Below are 18,037 nucleotides of genomic sequence, written 5' to 3' on the forward strand. Positions count from 1 at the left end.
AATGTTACAGAGATGCTGCCGCAGGTCAGTGTTTAGGGAATTGGATTTGCCGCCGGTCCATAAAGCACCGCAGCTCCCACAGTTGATCTCATTTCAGCTTGAGAATTTGCGGAATGCCCAGCGTCCGGCGATTAACGTGAAGGTCGCCACCAACGCCACTAATATCCAAAACCCCTCCGGATCCTGTGAAAGCGGCACGCCCCCGACGTTCATCCCAAAAAAACCGGCGATGATATTGATCGGCAATGCCAGCACCGTCACCACGGTGAGAGTGAACAACGTGCGGTTGCTTTGCTCGTTGAGGTTGGCCGCGATCTCTTCCTGCAACAGCTTGATGCGTTCGCCCAGGGCCATCAGGTCGTTGATGATCAGCGCAAACTCCTCGGTGGACTTGCGCAATTCCTTCACGTCTTCCTTTTGCAGCCACTGCGGCGGGCGATTCAGCAGGCGCAGCAGCGAGCCCGGCTCCAGCGCCAGCAGGCGTTGCAGGCGCACCAGCACCCGGCGCGCGGCACCCAGTTCGGCGCGGTTGGTGGACAAGCGCGAGGACAGCAACTGGTCTTCGATATGGTCGACGCTGATGCTGGTCTTGCGCACGATCTGCGTCAGTACTTCACCCTGGTCGCGCAGCAGGTGCACCAGCAGGGCCAGCGGTGAGCGAAAGCGCTCACCGGCTTTCACCGATGAGCGCAACTTGTCCACCGAGTGCAGCGGTTGCAGGCGCGCACTGATCAACAGACGGCTGCGGGCGCAGACCCAGAGCGTGGAAATATCCGACGACACCATGCTGCTGAAGTTGAACACCACGTCGTTGACCACGGCCAGCAAGGCCGAGTCGACATGTTCGATACGCGTGGAGCGCGAACCTTCATGCAGGGCTTCGAAGAACTCTTCCGGCAGGTCCAGGTGTGCCTGCATCCAGCGTTCGCACGCCGCGTGGGCCAGGTTCAGGTGCAGCCACAAAAACTCTTCCGGGTCGGCCGGTTGCTGCAGGGCCTGAAGCGCCGTGGCCGAATCTATCTGCTCGCCCTTCTCACCGGGCCGAAAACGGAAACCGTAGAGCAAGCCAAACAGATCGGGATCCTGGTGGCTGTGATCAATGCTGTGGTTCATGGGGGCTCGCAGAGAAATGGCCTGTAGGACGTTTCACAGGTCGCGTGGGCGATCATTGCAAGGGGAAATGACAGTTTTGTGACGATTCTGGAATTATTTCGTTGCGGTGACATTTATTTGACCGTTTGTCAGCAACCGTTCAAGAAGCCTCTAGCTCGGCCGATTCAGGGCGTTATGAACCGCTGTGGATGGGCGGTGCTTTAACAACAAGGACGTTAGGCGTGCACGCACCAATTCCTTGTATCGAGGCTTTTCCCCGATGAATGTTTTGCGAACCTCCTTGAGAGCACAAATCCTGTCGCTGCTCGGTGGCAGCCTGTTGGCGATCTTGCTGATCGCCCTGGCGTGTTTCAACTTCCTGTCCAACGGGGTGCAGAGTTATCGCAGTTTGATTGATGGGCCGTTACTGACTTCACAGATGATTGACGAGGCCAACCTGCAATTCAAAGTGCAGGTGCAGGAATGGAAAAACGTCCTGCTACGCGGCAAGCAGCCTCAGGACATGGAGAAATATTGGGGCCAGTTCCAGGACCGCCAGCGCGATGTGCAAGGCATCCTCACGCGGCTGGTCATCCAGACCATCGGCGACCCGACCCTGAGCCGGCGTATCGAAACCCTGCGCCAGGAACACGTGCAACTCGGCGTGGCCTACCAGAAGGGCCGCGATGCCTACGTAGCCGCGGGCGGCGATGCAACCGCTGGCGACACGGCGGTCAAGGGCGTGGACCGCGCTGCCAGCGAGCAGATGAGTGCACTGGTCAACGACCTGCGTGCGCAAGGCAGCCAACAATCCAAAGCCATCAGCGCCTACGCTGAGCGCACCGTGTTGGTGGGCCTGGCGGTTATGTTGCTGTCCGGTGTGTTGATCGGTCTGTTCAGCCTGTGGTTGATCAACCGTAACCTGATCCTGCCGATCCGCAGCCTGATCGATTACGTGACGCAACTGAGCCACGGTCGCTTCGCCGAGCGCGTGGCCAGCCGTCGCCAGGATGAGCTGGGCCATCTGGCCGCAGCGGCGAATACCTTGCGCGATTTTCTTGCCGAAACGTTCAGCCGCCTGCAGCGCAGCGCCACCGACCTGGTCAGTTCCAGCGGCGAGTTGAATGCTATCGCCGGGCAGATGGCCAACGGTACCAGTGATCAATTCAACCGCACCGACCAGGTGGCCACGGCCATGACGGAAATGTCGGCCACCGCTCAGGAAGTTGCGCGCCACGCCGCCAGTGCTTCCCGTGCTGCTGATGAGGCGGATCATTCGGCCCGCGAAGGCGGTGAGGTGATGAAGGTCACCATCGCCACCATCGGCCAGATGCGCAACGAGATCCTCAACACCGGCACCATCATCCGCCGCTTGGAAACCGATAGCGTGCGCATCGGCAAGGTGCTGGAAGTGATACGCGGGATCGCCGAGCAGACCAATCTGCTGGCGCTCAACGCTGCGATCGAAGCCGCGCGCGCAGGCGAGGCCGGTCGTGGTTTCGCGGTGGTGGCCGATGAAGTGCGCAGCCTGGCGCAACGCACGGCGGCGTCGATCATCGAGATCAACGGCATTATCGAGGCCGTGCAAACCGGCGCGGTGGACGCGGCCGAAGCCATCCTGAGCGGCCAGTCGTGCAGTGATGACAGCGTGGAGAAGGTGACGCAAGCCGGCGCCATGCTGGCTCACATCACCCAGGCGGTGGAGGCGATCCGCGACATGAACCGCCAGATCGCCACGGCTGCCGAGGAGCAGACATCGGTGGCGGAGGATATCTCGCGCAACATCACGCAGATCACCACCGTGGCCACGGCCAACCTCGATAACGTCAAACGCACCGAAGCGGCAAGCCACAACCTGCGCGGGTTGTCGAGCGAGTTGAATGAGGTGACGGCGCGTTTGGGCGCCTGATCAAGCGGTCGGCAAGCTGAACGTGAACACGGTGCCGTGCTGTTCGGTGGTGGACACGCTCAGCTCACCGCCGTGGGCATCGGCAATTTGCTTGACGATGTACAACCCCAGGCCAAGCCCGGCCTGGGGCGCCTCCTTGACCGGCCGCGCATAGGGCTGGAACAACCGAGGCAGGGCCTGTGCACTGATCTGCCCGGGGTTTTTCACCGTCAGCGTGAAGTGCGACTGCTCGACCCTGGCCGTGACTTCAACGGGGCCATCGTGGCTGCCGTGGTGGATGGCGTTGGCGACCAGGTTGGAGAGCAGTTGCGCCAACCGTTCCCGGTCACCCTTGAACCCTCGAAGTTCGCCGATATTCGCCACAATCTCGCGTTGTGGGTGGACGCTCTGGACCTCTGACACCACATGTTGCAACGCGGCCTGTAAGCCCTGGCAATCGCCCATGCTTACCGGAATGCCGCTGCCCATACGTCCACGGGCGAAATCCAGCACGTCTTCCACCAGTTGCGCCGCACGCCGACCACTGGTGAGGATATGCCGCACGGTGCTGTCAGTGGCAGGGTCGGGGTGCTTGCGCAGCAGCCGTTCGGCGCCGAAATTGATCGCGAACAGTGGGTTGCGCAGATCATGCCCGAGCACCGCGATGAACTGCTCGCGTAATTCGGCGGTGCGACGTTCTTCCTGCAAGTCGGTTTCGGTTCGTTGCTGGCTCTCTTCGGCCTCGATTTGCAGCGACAGCACGCGAGCAAATGACTCCATGGTCGATTGGATGGTGCTGTTGCGCAGGCAGGCGGGGTTGGGGTCGAGCGCGCAAATGGTGCCGAAGAAGCGCCCATCGGTTCGAAACACGGGCACGGAAATATAGCTTTCAAATCGGTAGATCTGTGGGGTGTGGTGGTCGTGGTAGAGCGGGTCTTCGCTGGCTTTATCGATCACCACAGACACGTGGGAGCTGCGGATTTCGTGGCAGAGGGTGGTGGTCAGGTCCAGCTCGCCACCGACACCCAGGCCGAAACCCAGGGTGTCGAGCACCGCGCAGGCTGTCCAGGTGTTTTCCGTAACGCGGGCAACAGCGGCAAACCGCAGGCCGGTCATGTCACTGATGACCTTGAGCATGGCCGGCACGGCGCTGATGCGACCGATAGTGGCGATGTCGGCAGCTTTTTGCCCCATTGGCTGTCTCTGTTGGTGTGCGGTGGGCGTCATGCCTTGGCTGATGCACGGGATTCTAACGGCCTTGCAGTGTATGTAGGCAACTTCCTTCGTCGCCGGGATGAATTTCCTACAGCTTGCCGACGAGCGCGCACAAAAAAACCGCGCCACCCTTAGGTGGCGCGGTTTTTTAAGAAGACAACTCAAGTGTCGAGCTTGTTTTCCAGGACTTCGCTGGTTTTGGCGTCAAGCTTCACGTCCCACTTTTTGCCGGTGGTGTCGGTCAGGTCCACCTCGTAGACCAGGCGGCCGGCTTCGTTGTCCAGCTCGGTGTCATTGATGGTGGCGCCGGGGTGTTTGGCAACGGCGTCTTTGTTGAGCTGCTCGAAAGGCTTCACGGCGCCGGACTGCAACAGGCCTGGAATCTGGTCTGGGCGAACATCGGCCTGGGCCAGGCCGGCGGTCAGGGTCAGGGCGGTAGCGGCGAACAAAGCGGTCAGGTTTTTCATGGTGTGTGTCCTTGTCTGGTGAGCTGTTTAAGTGGGATCAGGTTATCCAGCGCAACTTAATTCATCCTTAATTATTTCAAGCGGTTGCGCAGTTTGTTCAATCCGACGCGCGCGGGGGATTTCATGCTGGGGGCTCACTTCAAAGGAGACTCGGCATGAAACGGTTAGTGAGTTGGATCTACGCGCCCACCTTTTTGCTGGGGTTTATCGGTTGCGGACTGTGGCAGCCGAACAGCTTGATTCTGCTGTTCGTGATAGCCGTCGCAGTGTCATTCCTGGCAGAGCGGTGGTTGCCCTATGAACCGCAGTGGAATCGCAGCCTGGGCGATCGTCGGCGCGACACCTTGCACGCCTTGGTCAACGAAAGCCTGAATGCCGCTGGGTTGTTGATCCTGCCGGGGCTTACGGCGCTGTTGGCGTTTGAAGGTATCTGGCCGCGTGGCTGGCCGCTGTGGGAGCAACTGCTGATGGCGATTGTGCTCGCTGATGCCGGTATTACCTTGATGCATTACGCCAGCCACCGCATTGGGGCGCTGTGGCGTTTGCATGCGGTGCACCACAGCGTGCAGCGGCTTTACGGCTTCAATGGTTTGATGAAGCATCCGTTGCACCAGATGCTGGAAGCCACGGCGGGGCTGTTGCCATTGATCCTGCTGGGCATTCCCACGCCGGTGGCGCAGTTGCTGGCATTGGCCATCGCCGTTCAATTGTTGTTGCAGCATTCCAATGTAGACATGCGCCTGGGGCCGTTGCGCTGGGTGTTCGCCTGGGCGCCGGTGCATCGGTTTCACCATATGAAGTACGGTCGCGCCGGGGATGTGAATTTCGGGCTGTTTTTCAATCTGTGGGATTGGCTGCTGGGCACGGCGTTCTATCGCGAGGGGTATCGCATGGGGCCGGGAGACCTGGGGATTGGCAGTCGACCGGATTTCCCGGTGGCATATGGGGAACAGTTGCGTGACCCGTTCAGGCCGGTTGCCTTGAGCAAGGAGCCGGCACTGCCAGACGATTTACGCTAATAGCTGCACCTCCAGCTGGCGCAATGAGGCTGCCGCCGTGACGCCAAACAACTGCTTCATGGTTCGTGAGAAGTGCGCGGAATCGGCAAAACCCGCACCGTGCGCAGCGTCGGTCAGTGTGCCGCCGGCAATTGCCAATTGCAGGGCGATGCGCAAGCGTCGCCACAGCACCAGGCGGCGCACGGGCAAGCCGAGTTGATCCGAGAACAGCCGCTCCAGTTGGCTCAATGACAGGTGCGCCGCTTCGGCCAGGGCGTGGGCAGAAACCTTGCCGCTCAACTGTTGATCCAGTGCAGCAAGGGCTCGTTCCACGCGTGGATCATCCAGCGTGCGCCGGGGGAGTTGGCGCAACCCCTCCAGGGACAGCTGCTCGTGGATCAACAGGTGTTGCAAGTGGGCGGTATCAAACACGGCGGGTTCGGCATACAGCACCTTTACCTCACCCTCAGTGTCGAGAATGGCGTGGGTCTGCCGCGAAGGGATAAACAGGCGATGGGTTGTAGTGACCTGGCCATCGAGGCTGACCGTGATTGGCCGGGCGCAGAGCATCAACTGGTGGGCGTAATGTGCATGGGGCGCGGTGCGCCCCAGCTCGCCGAGGATAAGGCCGTAGTCACGCCCCAACCACAGGCGGCCTGACCATTCGGCCTTCACTCAGTACTTATAGTCGTTCAGCAGGTCCTGCACGCTGGACGACGGCCAGCGTTTGTAGAATTTCAGCAGTTCGGCGGCGCGGTTGGTGAAGATGCCATCGACGCCCGCTTTCATTACCTTCTCGAAGTCGACCGGCTCATCCACGGTGTAGACGTGTACCAGCAGGCCTTTGTCGTGGGTCAGCTTGTTCATCTCGGGTTTGACTAAGTCCGTATAGCTCTGGTCGCCGTGGTCTGTCAGCTCAGCCGATGGGCCGGTGCCGATGGCGCCGAGGCTCTTGGCTTCGTCGACCCATTTTTCGAACTCAGCAGCGTCCTTAGGCTCCTGCTTGGCGTAGTAGGCGGCCTTGGTGGTTTCACCGGATTCGGCGAAGGTCTGCTTGTTTTTCGGTTCGATGCTGCCTTCACCCACCCACAGCAGGAGGATTTTCGGGGTGTTGGGCATTTCGTTCTGCAGCTCTTTGAGGCTCGCCACTTCGAAAGTTTGCAGCACCACGCGGCCCTTGCCCTGGCCGACGCCGGTGTTGCTCTTGCCCAGCTTGGAGCCAGCGGAACTCAGCCAGCCTTTGTCCAGCAGCTTGTTCTTCAGGTCGGCTTCGATGCCTGGGAATTGCTTGGGCTCCTTGGTCTCGATGTAGAGGCCGGGTTTGTGCTGCGGGTTGCCTTCGGCGATCTTGATGATGTCGTCCAGGCTCTGGATTTTCAGGCCGACGAAACCCGGGCGGGCGCGGTCCGGGTAGGCGGCGTTGAACCAGCTGCCGGCGTCGAGGGTTTGCAATTCTTTCCAGGTGAACTCGTTGGCCGGGGCGTCCTTGCGGTCGGGAAACTTGGTGGCCACGTCGGTGGTGCGCTGCAAGTTGTTGTCGTGCAGGGCGAACAGCACGCCGTCCTTGCTGCGCTGCAGGTCCAGTTCCAGGTAGTCGGCGCCCAAGTCACGCGCAACCTTGTAGGCGGCGGCGGTGGACTCAGGGGCGTCGTACGAAGCGCCCCGGTGGGCGATCACGGCAGGGTAGGGGATGCCTTCGTTAGTCGCCAATTCAGCCGGGCTGATCGGGTCGGCAGCCTGTGCTTGGCCAAGGCCGAGCATCAGGGCCAGCAGCAGGGCGCTCTTGGTAAACGTGACAGGCATATGCGAAGTCCTTTCGTGGAGGAGGCTTTGAGAAGGCCTCCTTTTTAACAATTGATGGCGAAAGGCGCTATCACCAAACCGACATTAACGTGCGCACGGGCAAAATTTTCGGGTTTTTATGGGATGCATTGCAGTACTCTTGGCCGAAGCTGCCCCGTTAGAGGACGGTACTTTTCGCCACGCGTGTAAACCATCTTTCCAGTCCATGTAGGACTTTTCAGTGAGGTTTACCATGCGCATCACCTCCGAGCTTATCTGCCAGGCCGCCGACCAACTCCACGGGTTTGTTGGCCTCAACCGCAAGACCGGCCAGTACATCGTACGTTTCAGCGAAGACGCCTTCGGTATGGACGTGGCCGATGACGGCATCATCCCCACCGCCGAGTTTGTCTGGCTGCCGGCCCCGGAGCAGACCATGACCCTGTCCCGCGAACGCCTCCAATTGCTGCTGGACCAGAACATCGACGACCGCATCAACATCACCGAACCGTTGCGGGTGTACATGCGGCGGGTGGAGATTGCGCAGATCAGTGCGTTGCGCAGTCTGGTGAGCTGAATAAGGCGACAACCATAGGTGTTTGTAGTGAGCGGGCTTGCCCCGCGCTGGGCTGCGAAGCGGCCCCAATAAAGCCACCGCGGTTATCCAGACAAAACGCAGTGTCAGGTTTTAGGGCCGCTTCGCAGCCCAGCGCGGGGCAAGCCCGCTCACTACAATATTTCGTAGATACCTTTGGCTATCGCAAGCAAGCCTCACAGGGTTTTGTGCTGCTCTTCAGGTACTATTTCAATTTTGGAATGCGTAGGCCCGTTCGACTTTGCACACCCGGGTCTGAAAGGCCGAGTACCAAGTGGCGCGCCCCTGTTCGCGCACCGCTTGATGCTCGGCGTGCTGCTTCCACGCCGAAATCGCCGCCTCACTCTCCCAGTACGACACGGTAATCCCCAGGCCATCTTCCCGTGCCGATTCCACACCGAGAAACCCCGGTTGTTCGCGCGCCAGTTCCAGCATGCGGTTGGCCGCGTGGCCGTAACCTTGATCGCCCTCGGTGCGCAGTGAGCTGAAAATCACCGCGTAGTAGGGCGGGGCAGGCGTGCGCGCGATCATGCCGACACCGCCTGACAGGCTTTGAGCAGGGCAATCGCCAAGGGTGGGGTGACGCCTTTTAATGCGCTGCGTTCGGGTTGGAACAGGGTGGCCACGAAGAACGGGTGGTCGAGCAGTTCCACCGCGCGCAGGTCACCTGCCGAGTCATGGCCACTGGGGATCAGATCGCCTTCCAGCAGGGCATTGAGAAACTCAGGGTTCACGCCATAGCGGCAACGATAACCTTCCTGTACATCAAGAGTCCCGTAGGCTTCGGCGATGCGGGTGTAGGGCGCCAAACGCACGGTGTCGGTGGCTTCCACCAGTGTGCAGTTCAGTGGCGTGATCACCGCGCGCTTTGCATGCGGAGCGAGTTCGCCATGCTCGGCGTCCTTCCAGCCCAGCACATTGCGGGCATATTCCAACACTGCGTGTTGAAAACCGCCGCAGGTGCCGAGAAACGGTCGCCGCTGTTCGCGGGCAAAACGGATCGCTCGCAGTGCGCCATCGGTATCGCGGTAGGGGCTGCCGGGCACGCACCAGAACCCGTCGAAGCCATGCAGTGACTGGGGCAGGGCATCCGTGTCGAGCCACTGGGTATGAACGGTCAGGCCCAGGGTGTCGGCTGCCTGTTGCAACGCCACGGGTATGGCCTGGTGGGCGATAACATCGGGGTTGTAATCGCCGATCAGGGCGAGGTGCAAGGGTGTGGCGTTCATCGTGTACGTCCCATGGCTTGTGGTGTCCTGGGGTGCACTATAGATTGGCGAGCACGCAATTAAAATTGGCGTTTTCCCACATGTTCAATGCAGCCACGCACTATTCAATTGACTACCCTGACCTGTCGCTGATCCTTGCCCTGGTGCGCGGCGGCACCCTCGCTCGGGCGGCGGCGTTGTTGCGGGTGGACGTGTCCACGGTGTTCCGCGCAGTGCGGCGCCTGGAGGCGGCGCTGGGCCAGACACTGTTTGAAAAGAGCCGCACTGGCTACTTGCCCACCAGCCTGGCAAGCAACCTGGCCCAACAGGCGGAGCGCGCTGAACAAGCACTGGAGGCGGCGCGTGTTGGCGTGGAGCAGGGGGGGGAAGTGATCAGCGGCACGGTGCGCCTGACCTGTACCGATTCGGTGTTGCAGGGTTTATTGCTGCCGGCCCTGGCGCAATTCATGCCGCAGTACCCTGCGTTGATCCTGGAGCTGAGCACGTCGAATGATTTCGCCAACCTCAGCCGCCGCGACGCGGACATCGCCCTGCGCCTGACCCGCACGCCGCCGGAGCATCTGGTGGGCCGTCGCCTTGGCGGCGTGGCCTATCAGGTATGCGCCAGCCCTGGTTTCGCCCGCCAACACGCGGGCCGTGAGTTGGCCGACCTGCCCTGGATCGCCCCGGATGACTTCCTGCCCGACCACCCTACGGTCGCCTGGCGCTGCGAGCACCTGCCCGGTGTGCGCCCCAGTTATCGCTGCAACAGCATGTTATCGGTCACCGATTTGGTGCGGGCGGGGTTGGGGGTGGCGGCGTTGCCGGACTTTCTATTGGATGCAGGCCTGCAACCGCTGGGCCCCGCGTTGGCCGGGCACGATACGGCGTTGTGGTTGCTCACGCGCGCGGACTGCCGGGCGTTGCGCTCGGTGGTGACGCTGTTCGATGAACTGGGGCGGCATATTGGGATGAAGTGTGGCACCGCCGCTCCCACCGGGGATCACTGGAGTTCTTGAGGTTTTCGGACAAAGTGCTCATGCATTTCACACGTCAGGCTTTCGATGTGTTCTGTCAGTTGTTTGGTCATTTCCGTAAGCCGGGTATTTTGCTCCAGCAGTTCCAGTAACTGTCTGGTGGTCTGCTCGGCCTGGGCCTGGCGCTCGGTATTGGCAGTCGCCAAGGCTTCGCGGTGCAGGGCATCGGCGTCCGTCTGCGCTTTGTCGCGGGCAGCCTGGCGCGTCTGGGCCAGCAGGATCAGCGGCGCGGCGTAGGCCGATTGCAGGCTGAAGGCCAGGTTGAGCAGGATGAACGGGTACACATCAAAGTGCGTGATGCCGGTTGCGTTCAGCACCACCCACAGCACCACGATTGCGGTTTGCGCGCCGAGGAAGGTGGGAGTGCCGAAGAAGCGGGCGAAGGCTTCGGCCTTGAGGGCAAAGGTGTCGTTGCCGAAGGTCGGTGCCAGGTGGGCGTGAGAGCGGTGGAAGCGCAGGTGGTCAACGGGCGTGGCTTCGGGCTTTTCTGGGGTCATGGCGGGCTCGGGTCTTTTGCTTGCAGACAATCAAGCACTATAGACCGAGCCCCCCGGCAGGCACATGAAGAACCGGTCAGTTGCCGCCGCGCTCATTGGCAAACGTACTCACCGCCTGGACCGCCTCGCTGGTGCCTTCGCGAATCTGCAGGATCACGGTGCCAGCGCGATTGGCCAGGTCGACCCCTTGCGCAGCGCGGTCGCGGGTGCCGTCCATGCTGTGGATGGCCTGGCGGGTTTCATCCTGGATCATCGCGATCATGCTGGAAATTTCCGTCGTGGAGCCGCTGGTGCGCGCCGCCAGTTGGCGTACTTCATCCGCCACCACCGCAAACCCGCGACCTTGTTCGCCTGCACGCGCCGCCTCGATGGCGGCGTTGAGTGCCAGCAGGTTGGTCTGGTCGGCGATGCCACGAATGGTGTTGACGATGGTGGTGATCTGCTGCGAACGCTCGCCCAACTTGGCGATCAGCTGCGAGGAGCTGTCGATGTCCGCGGCAATGTCGCGCATGCCACTGGCCGTTTGCTGGATCACCTCGGCGCCTTTTTCGGCGATGTCCCGAGTGGTCAGGGAAATATGGTACGCCTGGGCCGCGCTGGCAGCGTCGGCGGCATGTTGTTGCACCATAGCGGTGACATCGGAGGCGAACTTGACCACTTTGCACAGGCGCCCGCTGGCGTCGTACACCGGGTTGTAGTTGGCTTCGAGCCACACGGTTTGGCCATTTTTATCCACCCGCTCGAACTGGCCGCTGAACAATTCGCCTTGGTTCAGGCGCTGCCAGAAATCACTGTAGGCCGAGCTTTTGGCCATCTCTGCGGTGCAGAACATACGGTGATGCTGACCCTGGATCTGCGCCAGGCTGTAGCCCATGCGCTGCAGGAAGTTTGCGTTGGCAGTGATGATGGTGCCGTCGAGGTTGAACTCGATCACCGCCATGGCACGGCCGATGGCCTCGAGTTTGGCATTGGCTTCGCTTTCGGCCTGTAGCCGTGGGGTGACGTCCATGGCGTACTTCACCACTTTGATCACTTGACCCGCGTCATCACGCACCGGGTTGTAGCTGGCTTCCAGCCACACCGACTGGCCATCGCCGGCCACGCGTTCAAAGGTGCCGGACTGGAACTGACCATTGCGCAAGTTCGACCACAATTGGTTGTACTCGGCGCTGCGGGCGAACGCTGGGGTACAGAACATTCGATGGGACTGGCCCTCGACCTGCTCGGCGCGGTAGCCCATGGTCTGGAGGAAGTTGGGGTTGGCCCGTAACACGTTGCCGGACAGGTCGAATTCGATCACCGCCATGGAGCGCTCGATAGCGTCCAGCAGGCTGGCCTGTTGGGCAATGGTGTGTTGCAAGGTGTTGATGGTTTTTTTATGGGCGTTGAATAGCATGTTCGGGTGCTCGGGCAAGCAAACTTCTAGGGTTTCCGTGGGTATGCGCCTGCCCCCGTAAGGCATCCGCCATACGGTTGACTTGCTCATTGTCAGCTTCCTTGTGCTGACAGAGGGGGGGAACAACGGGTTCAGAGTGATCAGCCTGGCAAGAAGTTCGCCCCAGGGGCAGGACCTTTTTTGGGTAGCCGACCAATGGTGGCATTGTGCTTCCTTCTCGGGTGCCGAGAGGAAGATTCAGACGAAGAGTCGTAGGACAACTTCAGGCGGAGTGGGCGATCACTTCTTCGCTGACATTGACCCGGTTGCGCCCGGTGTCCTTGGCGGCGTACAGCGCCCGATCCGCCGCATTCAGCCACATCGCGGCATCGGTGAAGTAGGGGTGGAAATCTGCCAGGCCGATGCTCAGGCTGACACGCAGCTCTGGGATCTGCGGGTTGCGATAGTTGCAGAAGGTTTCGCGCATGCGTTCCATCACCTGCGCCGCTTCTTCCAACGGTACTTGCGGAAGAATCACACAGAACTCATCGCCACCGTAACGCCCGGCCAAGTCGTTTTCACGCAGGTTGCGCCGCAGTTCCAGGCTCAATTGGCGCAGTACGGCATCACCGACGATGTGGCCGTGGGTGTCGTTGATCTGTTTGAAGTGATCGATATCGATCAAGGCAATCGTGGCGTGGCTTTGTTGCTGCTGGCACTTGTGGAACTTGAGGTGCAGCAGGTCTTTCCATGAACCGTGGTTAAGCAGGCCGGTGAGGCTGTCGGTGCGGCTGAGGGCGCTGAGCGCACGTTTATGTTCGGACAGTTTGATCGCCAGTTGGTAGCAGACCATCCCGATGGCCATGGGGTAGAGCGTCAGCATCGGCAGGCAGGTGTAAACCTGAGTGAGGCTGACATTGGGGTTGAACGTGAAGCCGAACAGCGCACCTGCGACGCCGATACCGGCGGCTTGCGCCAACAACCCGCGCAGGAACAGACGCTTGCCGCCCGCAGCCACGTTGTTCATGGTCATCATTGAAAGGATCGTCACGGTTGTGAGGGGCGTGAACTGCGTGGCCGTGGCCCAGAATCCACCCCACAACGAGTCGTACAGCAGATTGCGCTGCTCGGCCTGATAGGGGAATTGCGCACGAGTCGAGAGTTGGTATGCCAGATGCGCCCAGGCAAAACCGTTGAACAGCAGGAATGCCCATACCCAGCCCGGCATCGCCAGCGGATAAAGGGCGCCTGCGACACTGATGCAGCCGATACCCAGGCCGATAATCCTTGGCTTGTAGATACGCCTGGCAAATGAAAGCCCTTTGCCTCGTCTGTTTTCCATAAATTCCTGGGGCAGTTCTTTTTTCTGCGGGTGCAGCGATGTGCGTCAGCGGGTAGAACCGTTGATCGGATAATAATGGTGAATATTGTCAGTGATTCGCGTGTGAATAATCAGTGTCCTTCCAAGCCATTTGTGCAGGACAGCGTGCGAATACGTCAAAAACGACCAGGAATGTCGCTCAAGCAATGGTTTCTTACTGATGACTTGAAGGGGGGACTGCGTACCCAGCCAGAAACAGGTCAATGGCTGACTCGATAACGCTGGCCTGATTGGCCGCGTCGAGTACCGGCAGGCCCAACGTGATCTGCGGCCAGAATGCGAAGGCTTTGAGCAGGCTCTGGATCTGGTGCGCGGCAAATGCCGGGTCGCTGCAGTTGAGTCGGCCGTCCTCTTGAGCGGCGCGTACCCACTGGGTGAAGCCTTCTTCACGCGTGCTCAGGCGGTTGACCATGTCTTGTGCGCGCTCCGGGGAGTGGATGGTGGCGGCGATCGCGACCCGGGCCAGGTCGAGGAAATTGGCGTCCGACATCATCTTCATCTTCGCTTCCAGCAACCCACGCAGTTGTTCACGCAGCGGGCGATCGCTGGCGTAGCTGACGTCGAGTTGTGCGACGCTGCTGGCCCAGAGTTGATGGAGTATTTCGGCGAACAACTCTTCCTTGCTGGGGAAGTGGTTATACACCGTGCGCTTGGAAACGCCGGCGGTGGCGGCGATCTTGTCCATGCTGGTGACCTCGAAACCGTTCTCGCGAAACTCGGCGATGGCCGCTGCCACGATGGCTTCGCGTTTGCGGTCGGTGAGGCGTTGAGGGGCAGTCATGGGCAGCGCTCGGCTCTTCAGGGAAAATTACACTCGGTAGTTTACTTGCTCCGGATTTTGTTGCAATCTTGAAACTACACTGTGCAGTGTAATTTATAGCGACCCGTAGGAGTCACCCGGTAATGGCCACGATCTCGTCCCGTGTCGATTCTTCGCCAGCAACCCCCAGGCAGGACCAGGGCCACTTCAGCAACGATGCCCCTGTGCAGCACGGTGGCTTCGGCAAGACCTTGCGCATTTTCTGGAACATGCTGTTCAACAAGCCGCGCAGCACGCGACCGGTGGGGCAGATCCCGGTGCAACCGCTGACCCGCGAGCAGTTACTGGCGGCCCCGGATCACAGCGTGTTCCGCCTCGGGCATTCGACTGTATTGCTGAAAATGCGCGGTAAATTCTGGGTGACCGACCCGGTGTTCGCCGAGCGCGCGTCCCCATTCAGTTGGGCCGGCCCCAAGCGTTTCCATCAACCGCCCATCAGTCTTGAGGAATTACCGCCGTTGGAAGCGGTAATTCTTTCCCACAACCACTACGACCATCTTGACCGCAAGGCTGTCGTCCAATTGGCTGACAAAACCCGCTATTTTCTTGCGCCCCTGGGCGTGGGCGACACCCTGGTGAAGTGGGGCGTGGAGGCGAGCAAAGTGCATCAGTTGGATTGGTGGCAAGGCACTGAGGTGGATGGCATTCGATTTGTCGCCACGCCTGCGCAGCATTTTTCCGGGCGCGGCCTGTTTGATGCCAACCAGACCCTGTGGTGTTCCTGGGTGATGATCGATGGCGCGCGGCGGATCTTTTTCAGCGGTGATACCGGTTACTTCGATGGCTTTAAACGCATCGGCGAACAGTACGGCCCGTTTGACCTGACGTTGATGGAAACAGGTGCTTACAACGTCGATTGGCCCCATGTGCACATGCAGCCGGAGCAAACCCTGCAAGCGCACATCGACCTCAAAGGCCGCTGGCTGCTGCCGATTCACAACGGCACCTTCGACCTGGCGTTTCATGCGTGGCACGAACCGTTTGACCGCATCATGGCCCTGGCGTGGGAGCGCAGCGTTTCGATTACCACGCCGCCGATGGGGCAGGCATTCAGCTTGAATCAACCCGAGCGTGGGTATGCATGGTGGTTGGAGGTGGAAACCCAAGGCGCACAGGAACACCTCGCCAGCTGACGAAAGAGGTATCGGAAAAAGGAGTTTTCAAGCTGTTTCAGAGCTGCGACAGACGCCGGTCAAGGGTGCGATGATTCCCGGAAAGTCATTTTTCGGGGGGCAGATCTTATGGAGAGTAAGTGTGGGAAATATTGGCCAGCGGGTATGCCGTGTCCGACAGACCACCCCGCACCTGTGTTCACTGAACGGTCAGGTCAGGCAATTACGTCCAAGGATCATGCGAGCCTCAGAGGCATCAATTTTGGCATCGATCCCCGCGCTCATGATCAGCCTGTGAGCAGCGTTCCGGTCCCGGGGTATGACGCCCCAGGACTTCCCCTTAAACCCCTGCGCGACCCGTCGCTGTCACTGATTGCCTTGAGTGGTGTCGATCCTTCTGGGCCGGTGATGGTGCAAGTGCCCCTCGTCCAAAACAACAGCCCCTTTACGCCAGCCCAAGCGTTGAGCGGCAGGCGCGTGGGGTTTGCCGAGCGGTTCGGCGGCGGCCATGAACACGAGCTCATTGAGCACAACTCATCCTTCCTGAGAGCGCTGGACATCCTGTCACGGGCGGGGGCTCAGCCGGTACCGGTGCTTGCACACCAAGGCAATGGCCCGCAGTACTCGCGCAATGAAATCGATGAGCTTGTGCATGAATATCAACTGGACGCGTTGGTGTCCGACAGCCGCAGCGCCGCTTTCCATAGCGCTTGCAGGAGTGGGTATCCGGTGCTTGGCGAACCACTGGGGGATGGTGCGACGCTATGGTTCTACGGTGCGCAATGGTCGAGGGATTCGCTGAAAAGCCTGGTACAGGGGTATCGGAGCGTCCGGGATCTGATGGATGCAGGCGTGGCTACCCACAGCGTTGAATAATCCTACGTTGTAAATGACCTGCGTCGCGCTGCTGAACGGGGGATGGGTTTTTAGACTGGGGCACGGATCAATCTGGGTCCTTCGTCATTTCTTACCCCCTAAGAGGTCTTATGTTAGGTATCGCATATGGTATGGGCTCCATCGTTCGGCAACTCGTGCAGTCCTTCGCTGGCGACTACGCTCCCGTCGCGTCAAAGGCAGTTCCTCCAGGTACCGAATACCTCAGTGTCAAAGAGCTAGGCACGCAAATGGCCCGGTCGGACGGGCTCACATCGGCCAATCTGGTCACTTACCTGCAGGAACGGATTCGCAAGGTGGACCCGCAACTGAGCTCCGTCATTGAACTCAACCCTGAAGCACTTGAGGCCGCACGCGAGTTGGATCGTGAGCGAGCCAGCGGCAACGTGCGCGGGCCGCTGCATGGCATTCCTGTTTTGCTCAAGGACACCATTGAAACCTCAGGCATGCAAACCAGTGCAGGTGCGTATGGACTGGTCGGCGCAACGGCCGGCAAGAACGCGCCGTTGGTTGATCACCTGATTCAGCAGGGCGCGGTAATCCTGGGTAAAACCAATATGACCGAACTGGCTGGGTTTCGAGGTGGCCCCGATGGCTGGAGTAGCCGGGGTGGGCAAACCCGCAACCCTCACCAGCCCGGTGCGGACGTCGGCGGTTCCAGCGCCGGTTCCGCCGCCGCAGTCGCCGCTGGCCTGGCACCCTTGGCGGTGGGGGCTGAAACCAATGGTTCGATCATTGTGCCGGCAGCGTTCAATGGTGTTGTCGGGCTCAAGCCCAGCGTCGGCCTGCTGGATCGCAATGGGATTATCCCCGCGAGCCAGCGCCAGGACACACCGGGCCCGATGGCTCGCTCGGTGTTCGACGTAGCGCTGATGCTCAATGCCATGTCCGGCAGCGATCCTCAAGACCCAGCGAGTGTAGGAGCGCCCCAAGGTATTGATTACACCGAACTACTGGTTCCGGGCGCCTTGAAAGGCAAGCGTATTGGATATCCCGCGACGTTCTCCGCAAATGGCGAAACCCTGCCAGTGGTGAATAGCGTGCAATTTGGCCGGACACTTGAGGTGCTTCGCGAGCAGGATGCGGTATTGGTGCCGGTCAACATGCGCTTGGCGGATGCCTCACGCTACGACGAGTTACTGCTTTCGGATGTAAAGGAGGAACTGAACGGTTACCTGGCCAAGCGTTCGGGGTTACCAGTCAAGTCGTTGACCGAGTTGATCAAGTTCAACAACGAGCGCGATGGCACCGACGTGGATCATCAACCGGTGCTCAAGGAAATCAGCGCTTCAACCCTGACACCGGAGCAGCGCAAGCCACTGTGGGACGAATTGATCCAGGATTTTCGCAGCACAGTGGACGACCCGATCACGTCGGAAAAACTCGACGCCATGGTCTCGGATTTCGAGACCAACAGTTACTTCGGTGTCGCAGCGGCCGGCTACCCAGGGATCGCCGTACCTTCCGGGGCGAACGAGGACGGGCTACCGACCAGTGCCTACTTTTTTGGTACCCGCTGGTCCGAGCCCACGTTGTTGGCAGTGGCCCATGGGTATGAGCAGGCAGCCCAGGCGGCAATCAAACCTGGGCTTTGACCGGGCTCATAATTTCACATCGCAAATGGGGCGTCGGGTACTGCAACCGCAGTCCTGAGGTTCCCGGCGTCTACACTCAGT

At 60.3% G+C, this 18,037-nt stretch carries 18 protein-coding genes; 7 read left to right on the plus strand and 11 right to left on the minus strand.

Features of this window, described 5'->3' with window-relative positions; all coding sequences use genetic code 11:
* Positions 1–93: 93 nt before the first annotated feature.
* Positions 94–1,113, minus strand: coding sequence for a transporter (locus tag BFP95_RS14830; RefSeq protein ID WP_065875391.1), 1,020 nt, complete (start codon positions 1,111–1,113; stop codon positions 94–96).
* A gap of 259 nt (positions 1,114–1,372) precedes the next feature.
* Here BFP95_RS14830 and BFP95_RS14835 point away from each other — a divergent pair, with 259 nt between their 5' ends.
* On the plus strand, positions 1,373–3,001 hold the full coding sequence (locus tag BFP95_RS14835; RefSeq protein ID WP_065910365.1) for a methyl-accepting chemotaxis protein: 1,629 nt from the start codon (positions 1,373–1,375) through the stop codon (positions 2,999–3,001).
* Here BFP95_RS14835 and BFP95_RS14840 read toward each other — a convergent pair whose 3' ends face one another.
* Both BFP95_RS14840 and BFP95_RS14845 read right to left on the minus strand, forming a co-directional pair.
* Positions 3,002–4,174: a GAF domain-containing sensor histidine kinase gene (locus tag BFP95_RS14840; RefSeq protein WP_065875393.1), complete on the minus strand. Its 1,173-nt coding sequence runs from the start codon at positions 4,172–4,174 to the stop codon at positions 3,002–3,004.
* A gap of 182 nt (positions 4,175–4,356) precedes the next feature.
* On the minus strand, positions 4,357–4,662 hold the full coding sequence (locus BFP95_RS14845) for a PepSY domain-containing protein (protein ID WP_065875394.1): 306 nt from the start codon (positions 4,660–4,662) through the stop codon (positions 4,357–4,359).
* 155 nt (positions 4,663–4,817) lie between these two features.
* Between BFP95_RS14845 and BFP95_RS14850 the strand changes: the two genes are divergently transcribed.
* Entirely contained in the window at positions 4,818–5,681 is an 864-nt protein-coding gene (locus tag BFP95_RS14850) for a sterol desaturase family protein (RefSeq protein WP_065875395.1), read from the plus strand.
* Here the strand turns inward: BFP95_RS14850 and BFP95_RS14855 are convergent.
* Together BFP95_RS14855 and BFP95_RS14860 are read right to left on the minus strand one after the other, a co-directional pair.
* Positions 5,673–6,335, minus strand: a complete 663-nt coding sequence (locus tag BFP95_RS14855; RefSeq protein WP_065875396.1) for a helix-turn-helix domain-containing protein — start codon at positions 6,333–6,335, stop codon at positions 5,673–5,675. The two genes, BFP95_RS14850 and BFP95_RS14855, sit on opposite strands and share 9 nt — an antisense overlap.
* Positions 6,336–7,463, minus strand: a complete 1,128-nt coding sequence (locus BFP95_RS14860; protein ID WP_065875397.1) for a glycerophosphodiester phosphodiesterase family protein — start codon at positions 7,461–7,463, stop codon at positions 6,336–6,338.
* Positions 7,464–7,695: 232 nt separating this feature from the next.
* On the opposite strand from BFP95_RS14860, the gene BFP95_RS14865 reads away from it, so the two are divergent.
* A complete protein-coding gene (locus BFP95_RS14865; RefSeq protein ID WP_065875398.1) occupies positions 7,696–8,019 on the plus strand; it encodes a DUF2025 family protein in 324 nt (107 codons plus the stop codon).
* Positions 8,020–8,247: 228 nt separating this feature from the next.
* Here the strand turns inward: BFP95_RS14865 and BFP95_RS14870 are convergent, their stop codons facing one another.
* Both BFP95_RS14870 and BFP95_RS14875 read right to left on the minus strand, forming a co-directional pair.
* Complete coding sequence (locus BFP95_RS14870) at positions 8,248–8,568, minus strand: antibiotic biosynthesis monooxygenase family protein (protein ID WP_065875399.1); 321 nt, start codon at positions 8,566–8,568, stop codon at positions 8,248–8,250.
* Positions 8,565–9,266, minus strand: a complete 702-nt coding sequence (locus BFP95_RS14875; protein ID WP_065875400.1) for a CTP synthase C-terminal region-related (seleno)protein — start codon at positions 9,264–9,266, stop codon at positions 8,565–8,567. Before BFP95_RS14875 ends, BFP95_RS14870 begins: the two co-directional genes overlap by 4 nt.
* 80 nt (positions 9,267–9,346) lie before the next feature.
* On the opposite strand from BFP95_RS14875, the gene BFP95_RS14880 reads away from it, so the two are divergent.
* Positions 9,347–10,264 (plus strand): LysR family transcriptional regulator, encoded by a 918-nt coding sequence (locus BFP95_RS14880; protein WP_065875401.1) that lies wholly within the window; start codon positions 9,347–9,349, stop codon positions 10,262–10,264.
* Here the strand turns inward: BFP95_RS14880 and BFP95_RS14885 are convergent.
* The 4 genes from BFP95_RS14885 to BFP95_RS14900 all read right to left on the minus strand — a co-directional run bounded on the left by BFP95_RS14885 (position 10,249) and on the right by BFP95_RS14900 (position 14,316).
* Positions 10,249–10,779 carry a DUF1003 domain-containing protein gene (locus BFP95_RS14885; protein ID WP_065875402.1) on the minus strand — a complete coding sequence of 177 codons (531 nt, stop codon included), beginning with the start codon at positions 10,777–10,779 and terminating at the stop codon, positions 10,249–10,251. The genes BFP95_RS14880 and BFP95_RS14885 overlap by 16 nt on opposite strands.
* Before the next feature lie 76 nt (positions 10,780–10,855).
* Positions 10,856–12,175: a methyl-accepting chemotaxis protein gene (locus BFP95_RS14890; RefSeq protein WP_065875403.1), complete on the minus strand. Its 1,320-nt coding sequence runs from the start codon at positions 12,173–12,175 to the stop codon at positions 10,856–10,858.
* A 262-nt stretch (positions 12,176–12,437) separates the two neighbouring features.
* A complete protein-coding gene (locus BFP95_RS14895; RefSeq protein ID WP_065889877.1) occupies positions 12,438–13,496 on the minus strand; it encodes a diguanylate cyclase in 1,059 nt (352 codons plus the stop codon).
* A gap of 193 nt (positions 13,497–13,689) precedes the next feature.
* Positions 13,690–14,316 (minus strand): TetR/AcrR family transcriptional regulator, encoded by a 627-nt coding sequence (locus tag BFP95_RS14900; RefSeq protein WP_065875405.1) that lies wholly within the window; start codon positions 14,314–14,316, stop codon positions 13,690–13,692.
* A gap of 122 nt (positions 14,317–14,438) precedes the next feature.
* On the opposite strand from BFP95_RS14900, the gene BFP95_RS14905 reads away from it, so the two are divergent.
* The 3 genes from BFP95_RS14905 (at position 14,439) to BFP95_RS14915 (ending at position 17,956) form a co-directional block, all read left to right on the plus strand.
* Entirely contained in the window at positions 14,439–15,488 is a 1,050-nt protein-coding gene (locus BFP95_RS14905; protein ID WP_065875406.1) for an MBL fold metallo-hydrolase, read from the plus strand.
* 273 nt (positions 15,489–15,761) lie between these two features.
* On the plus strand, positions 15,762–16,343 hold the full coding sequence (locus BFP95_RS14910) for a hypothetical protein (RefSeq protein ID WP_256534212.1): 582 nt from the start codon (positions 15,762–15,764) through the stop codon (positions 16,341–16,343).
* 110 nt (positions 16,344–16,453) lie between these two features.
* Entirely contained in the window at positions 16,454–17,956 is a 1,503-nt protein-coding gene (locus BFP95_RS14915) for an amidase family protein (protein WP_065910369.1), read from the plus strand.
* Positions 17,957–18,037 lie beyond the last annotated feature (81 nt).

Source organism: Pseudomonas sp. 58 R 12 (assembly GCF_900005865.1).
Classification (GTDB): domain Bacteria; phylum Pseudomonadota; class Gammaproteobacteria; order Pseudomonadales; family Pseudomonadaceae; genus Aquipseudomonas; species Aquipseudomonas tritici.

Excerpts from the sequence above, each read along its gene's own strand:
- BFP95_RS14835 (WP_065910365.1), top strand. The coding sequence starts at position 1,373 with ATGAATGTTTTGCGAACCTCCTTGAGAGCACAAATCCTGTCGCTGCTC.
- BFP95_RS14850 (WP_065875395.1), top strand. The coding sequence starts at position 4,818 with ATGAAACGGTTAGTGAGTTGGATCTACGCGCCCACCTTTTTGCTGGGG.
- BFP95_RS14905 (WP_065875406.1), top strand. The coding sequence starts at position 14,439 with ATGGCCACGATCTCGTCCCGTGTCGATTCTTCGCCAGCAACCCCCAGG.
- BFP95_RS14895 (WP_065889877.1), bottom strand. The coding sequence starts at position 13,496 with ATGGAAAACAGACGAGGCAAAGGGCTTTCATTTGCCAGGCGTATCTAC.
- BFP95_RS14865 (WP_065875398.1), top strand. The coding sequence starts at position 7,696 with ATGCGCATCACCTCCGAGCTTATCTGCCAGGCCGCCGACCAACTCCAC.
- BFP95_RS14880 (WP_065875401.1), top strand. The coding sequence starts at position 9,347 with ATGTTCAATGCAGCCACGCACTATTCAATTGACTACCCTGACCTGTCG.
- BFP95_RS14875 (WP_065875400.1), bottom strand. The coding sequence starts at position 9,266 with ATGAACGCCACACCCTTGCACCTCGCCCTGATCGGCGATTACAACCCC.
- BFP95_RS14870 (WP_065875399.1), bottom strand. The coding sequence starts at position 8,568 with ATGATCGCGCGCACGCCTGCCCCGCCCTACTACGCGGTGATTTTCAGC.
- BFP95_RS14830 (WP_065875391.1), bottom strand. The coding sequence starts at position 1,113 with ATGAACCACAGCATTGATCACAGCCACCAGGATCCCGATCTGTTTGGC.
- BFP95_RS14845 (WP_065875394.1), bottom strand. The coding sequence starts at position 4,662 with ATGAAAAACCTGACCGCTTTGTTCGCCGCTACCGCCCTGACCCTGACC.
- BFP95_RS14890 (WP_065875403.1), bottom strand. The coding sequence starts at position 12,175 with ATGCTATTCAACGCCCATAAAAAAACCATCAACACCTTGCAACACACC.
- BFP95_RS14915 (WP_065910369.1), top strand. The coding sequence starts at position 16,454 with ATGTTAGGTATCGCATATGGTATGGGCTCCATCGTTCGGCAACTCGTG.
- BFP95_RS14840 (WP_065875393.1), bottom strand. The coding sequence starts at position 4,174 with ATGGGGCAAAAAGCTGCCGACATCGCCACTATCGGTCGCATCAGCGCC.
- BFP95_RS14900 (WP_065875405.1), bottom strand. The coding sequence starts at position 14,316 with ATGACTGCCCCTCAACGCCTCACCGACCGCAAACGCGAAGCCATCGTG.
- BFP95_RS14885 (WP_065875402.1), bottom strand. The coding sequence starts at position 10,779 with ATGACCCCAGAAAAGCCCGAAGCCACGCCCGTTGACCACCTGCGCTTC.
- BFP95_RS14860 (WP_065875397.1), bottom strand. The coding sequence starts at position 7,463 with ATGCCTGTCACGTTTACCAAGAGCGCCCTGCTGCTGGCCCTGATGCTC.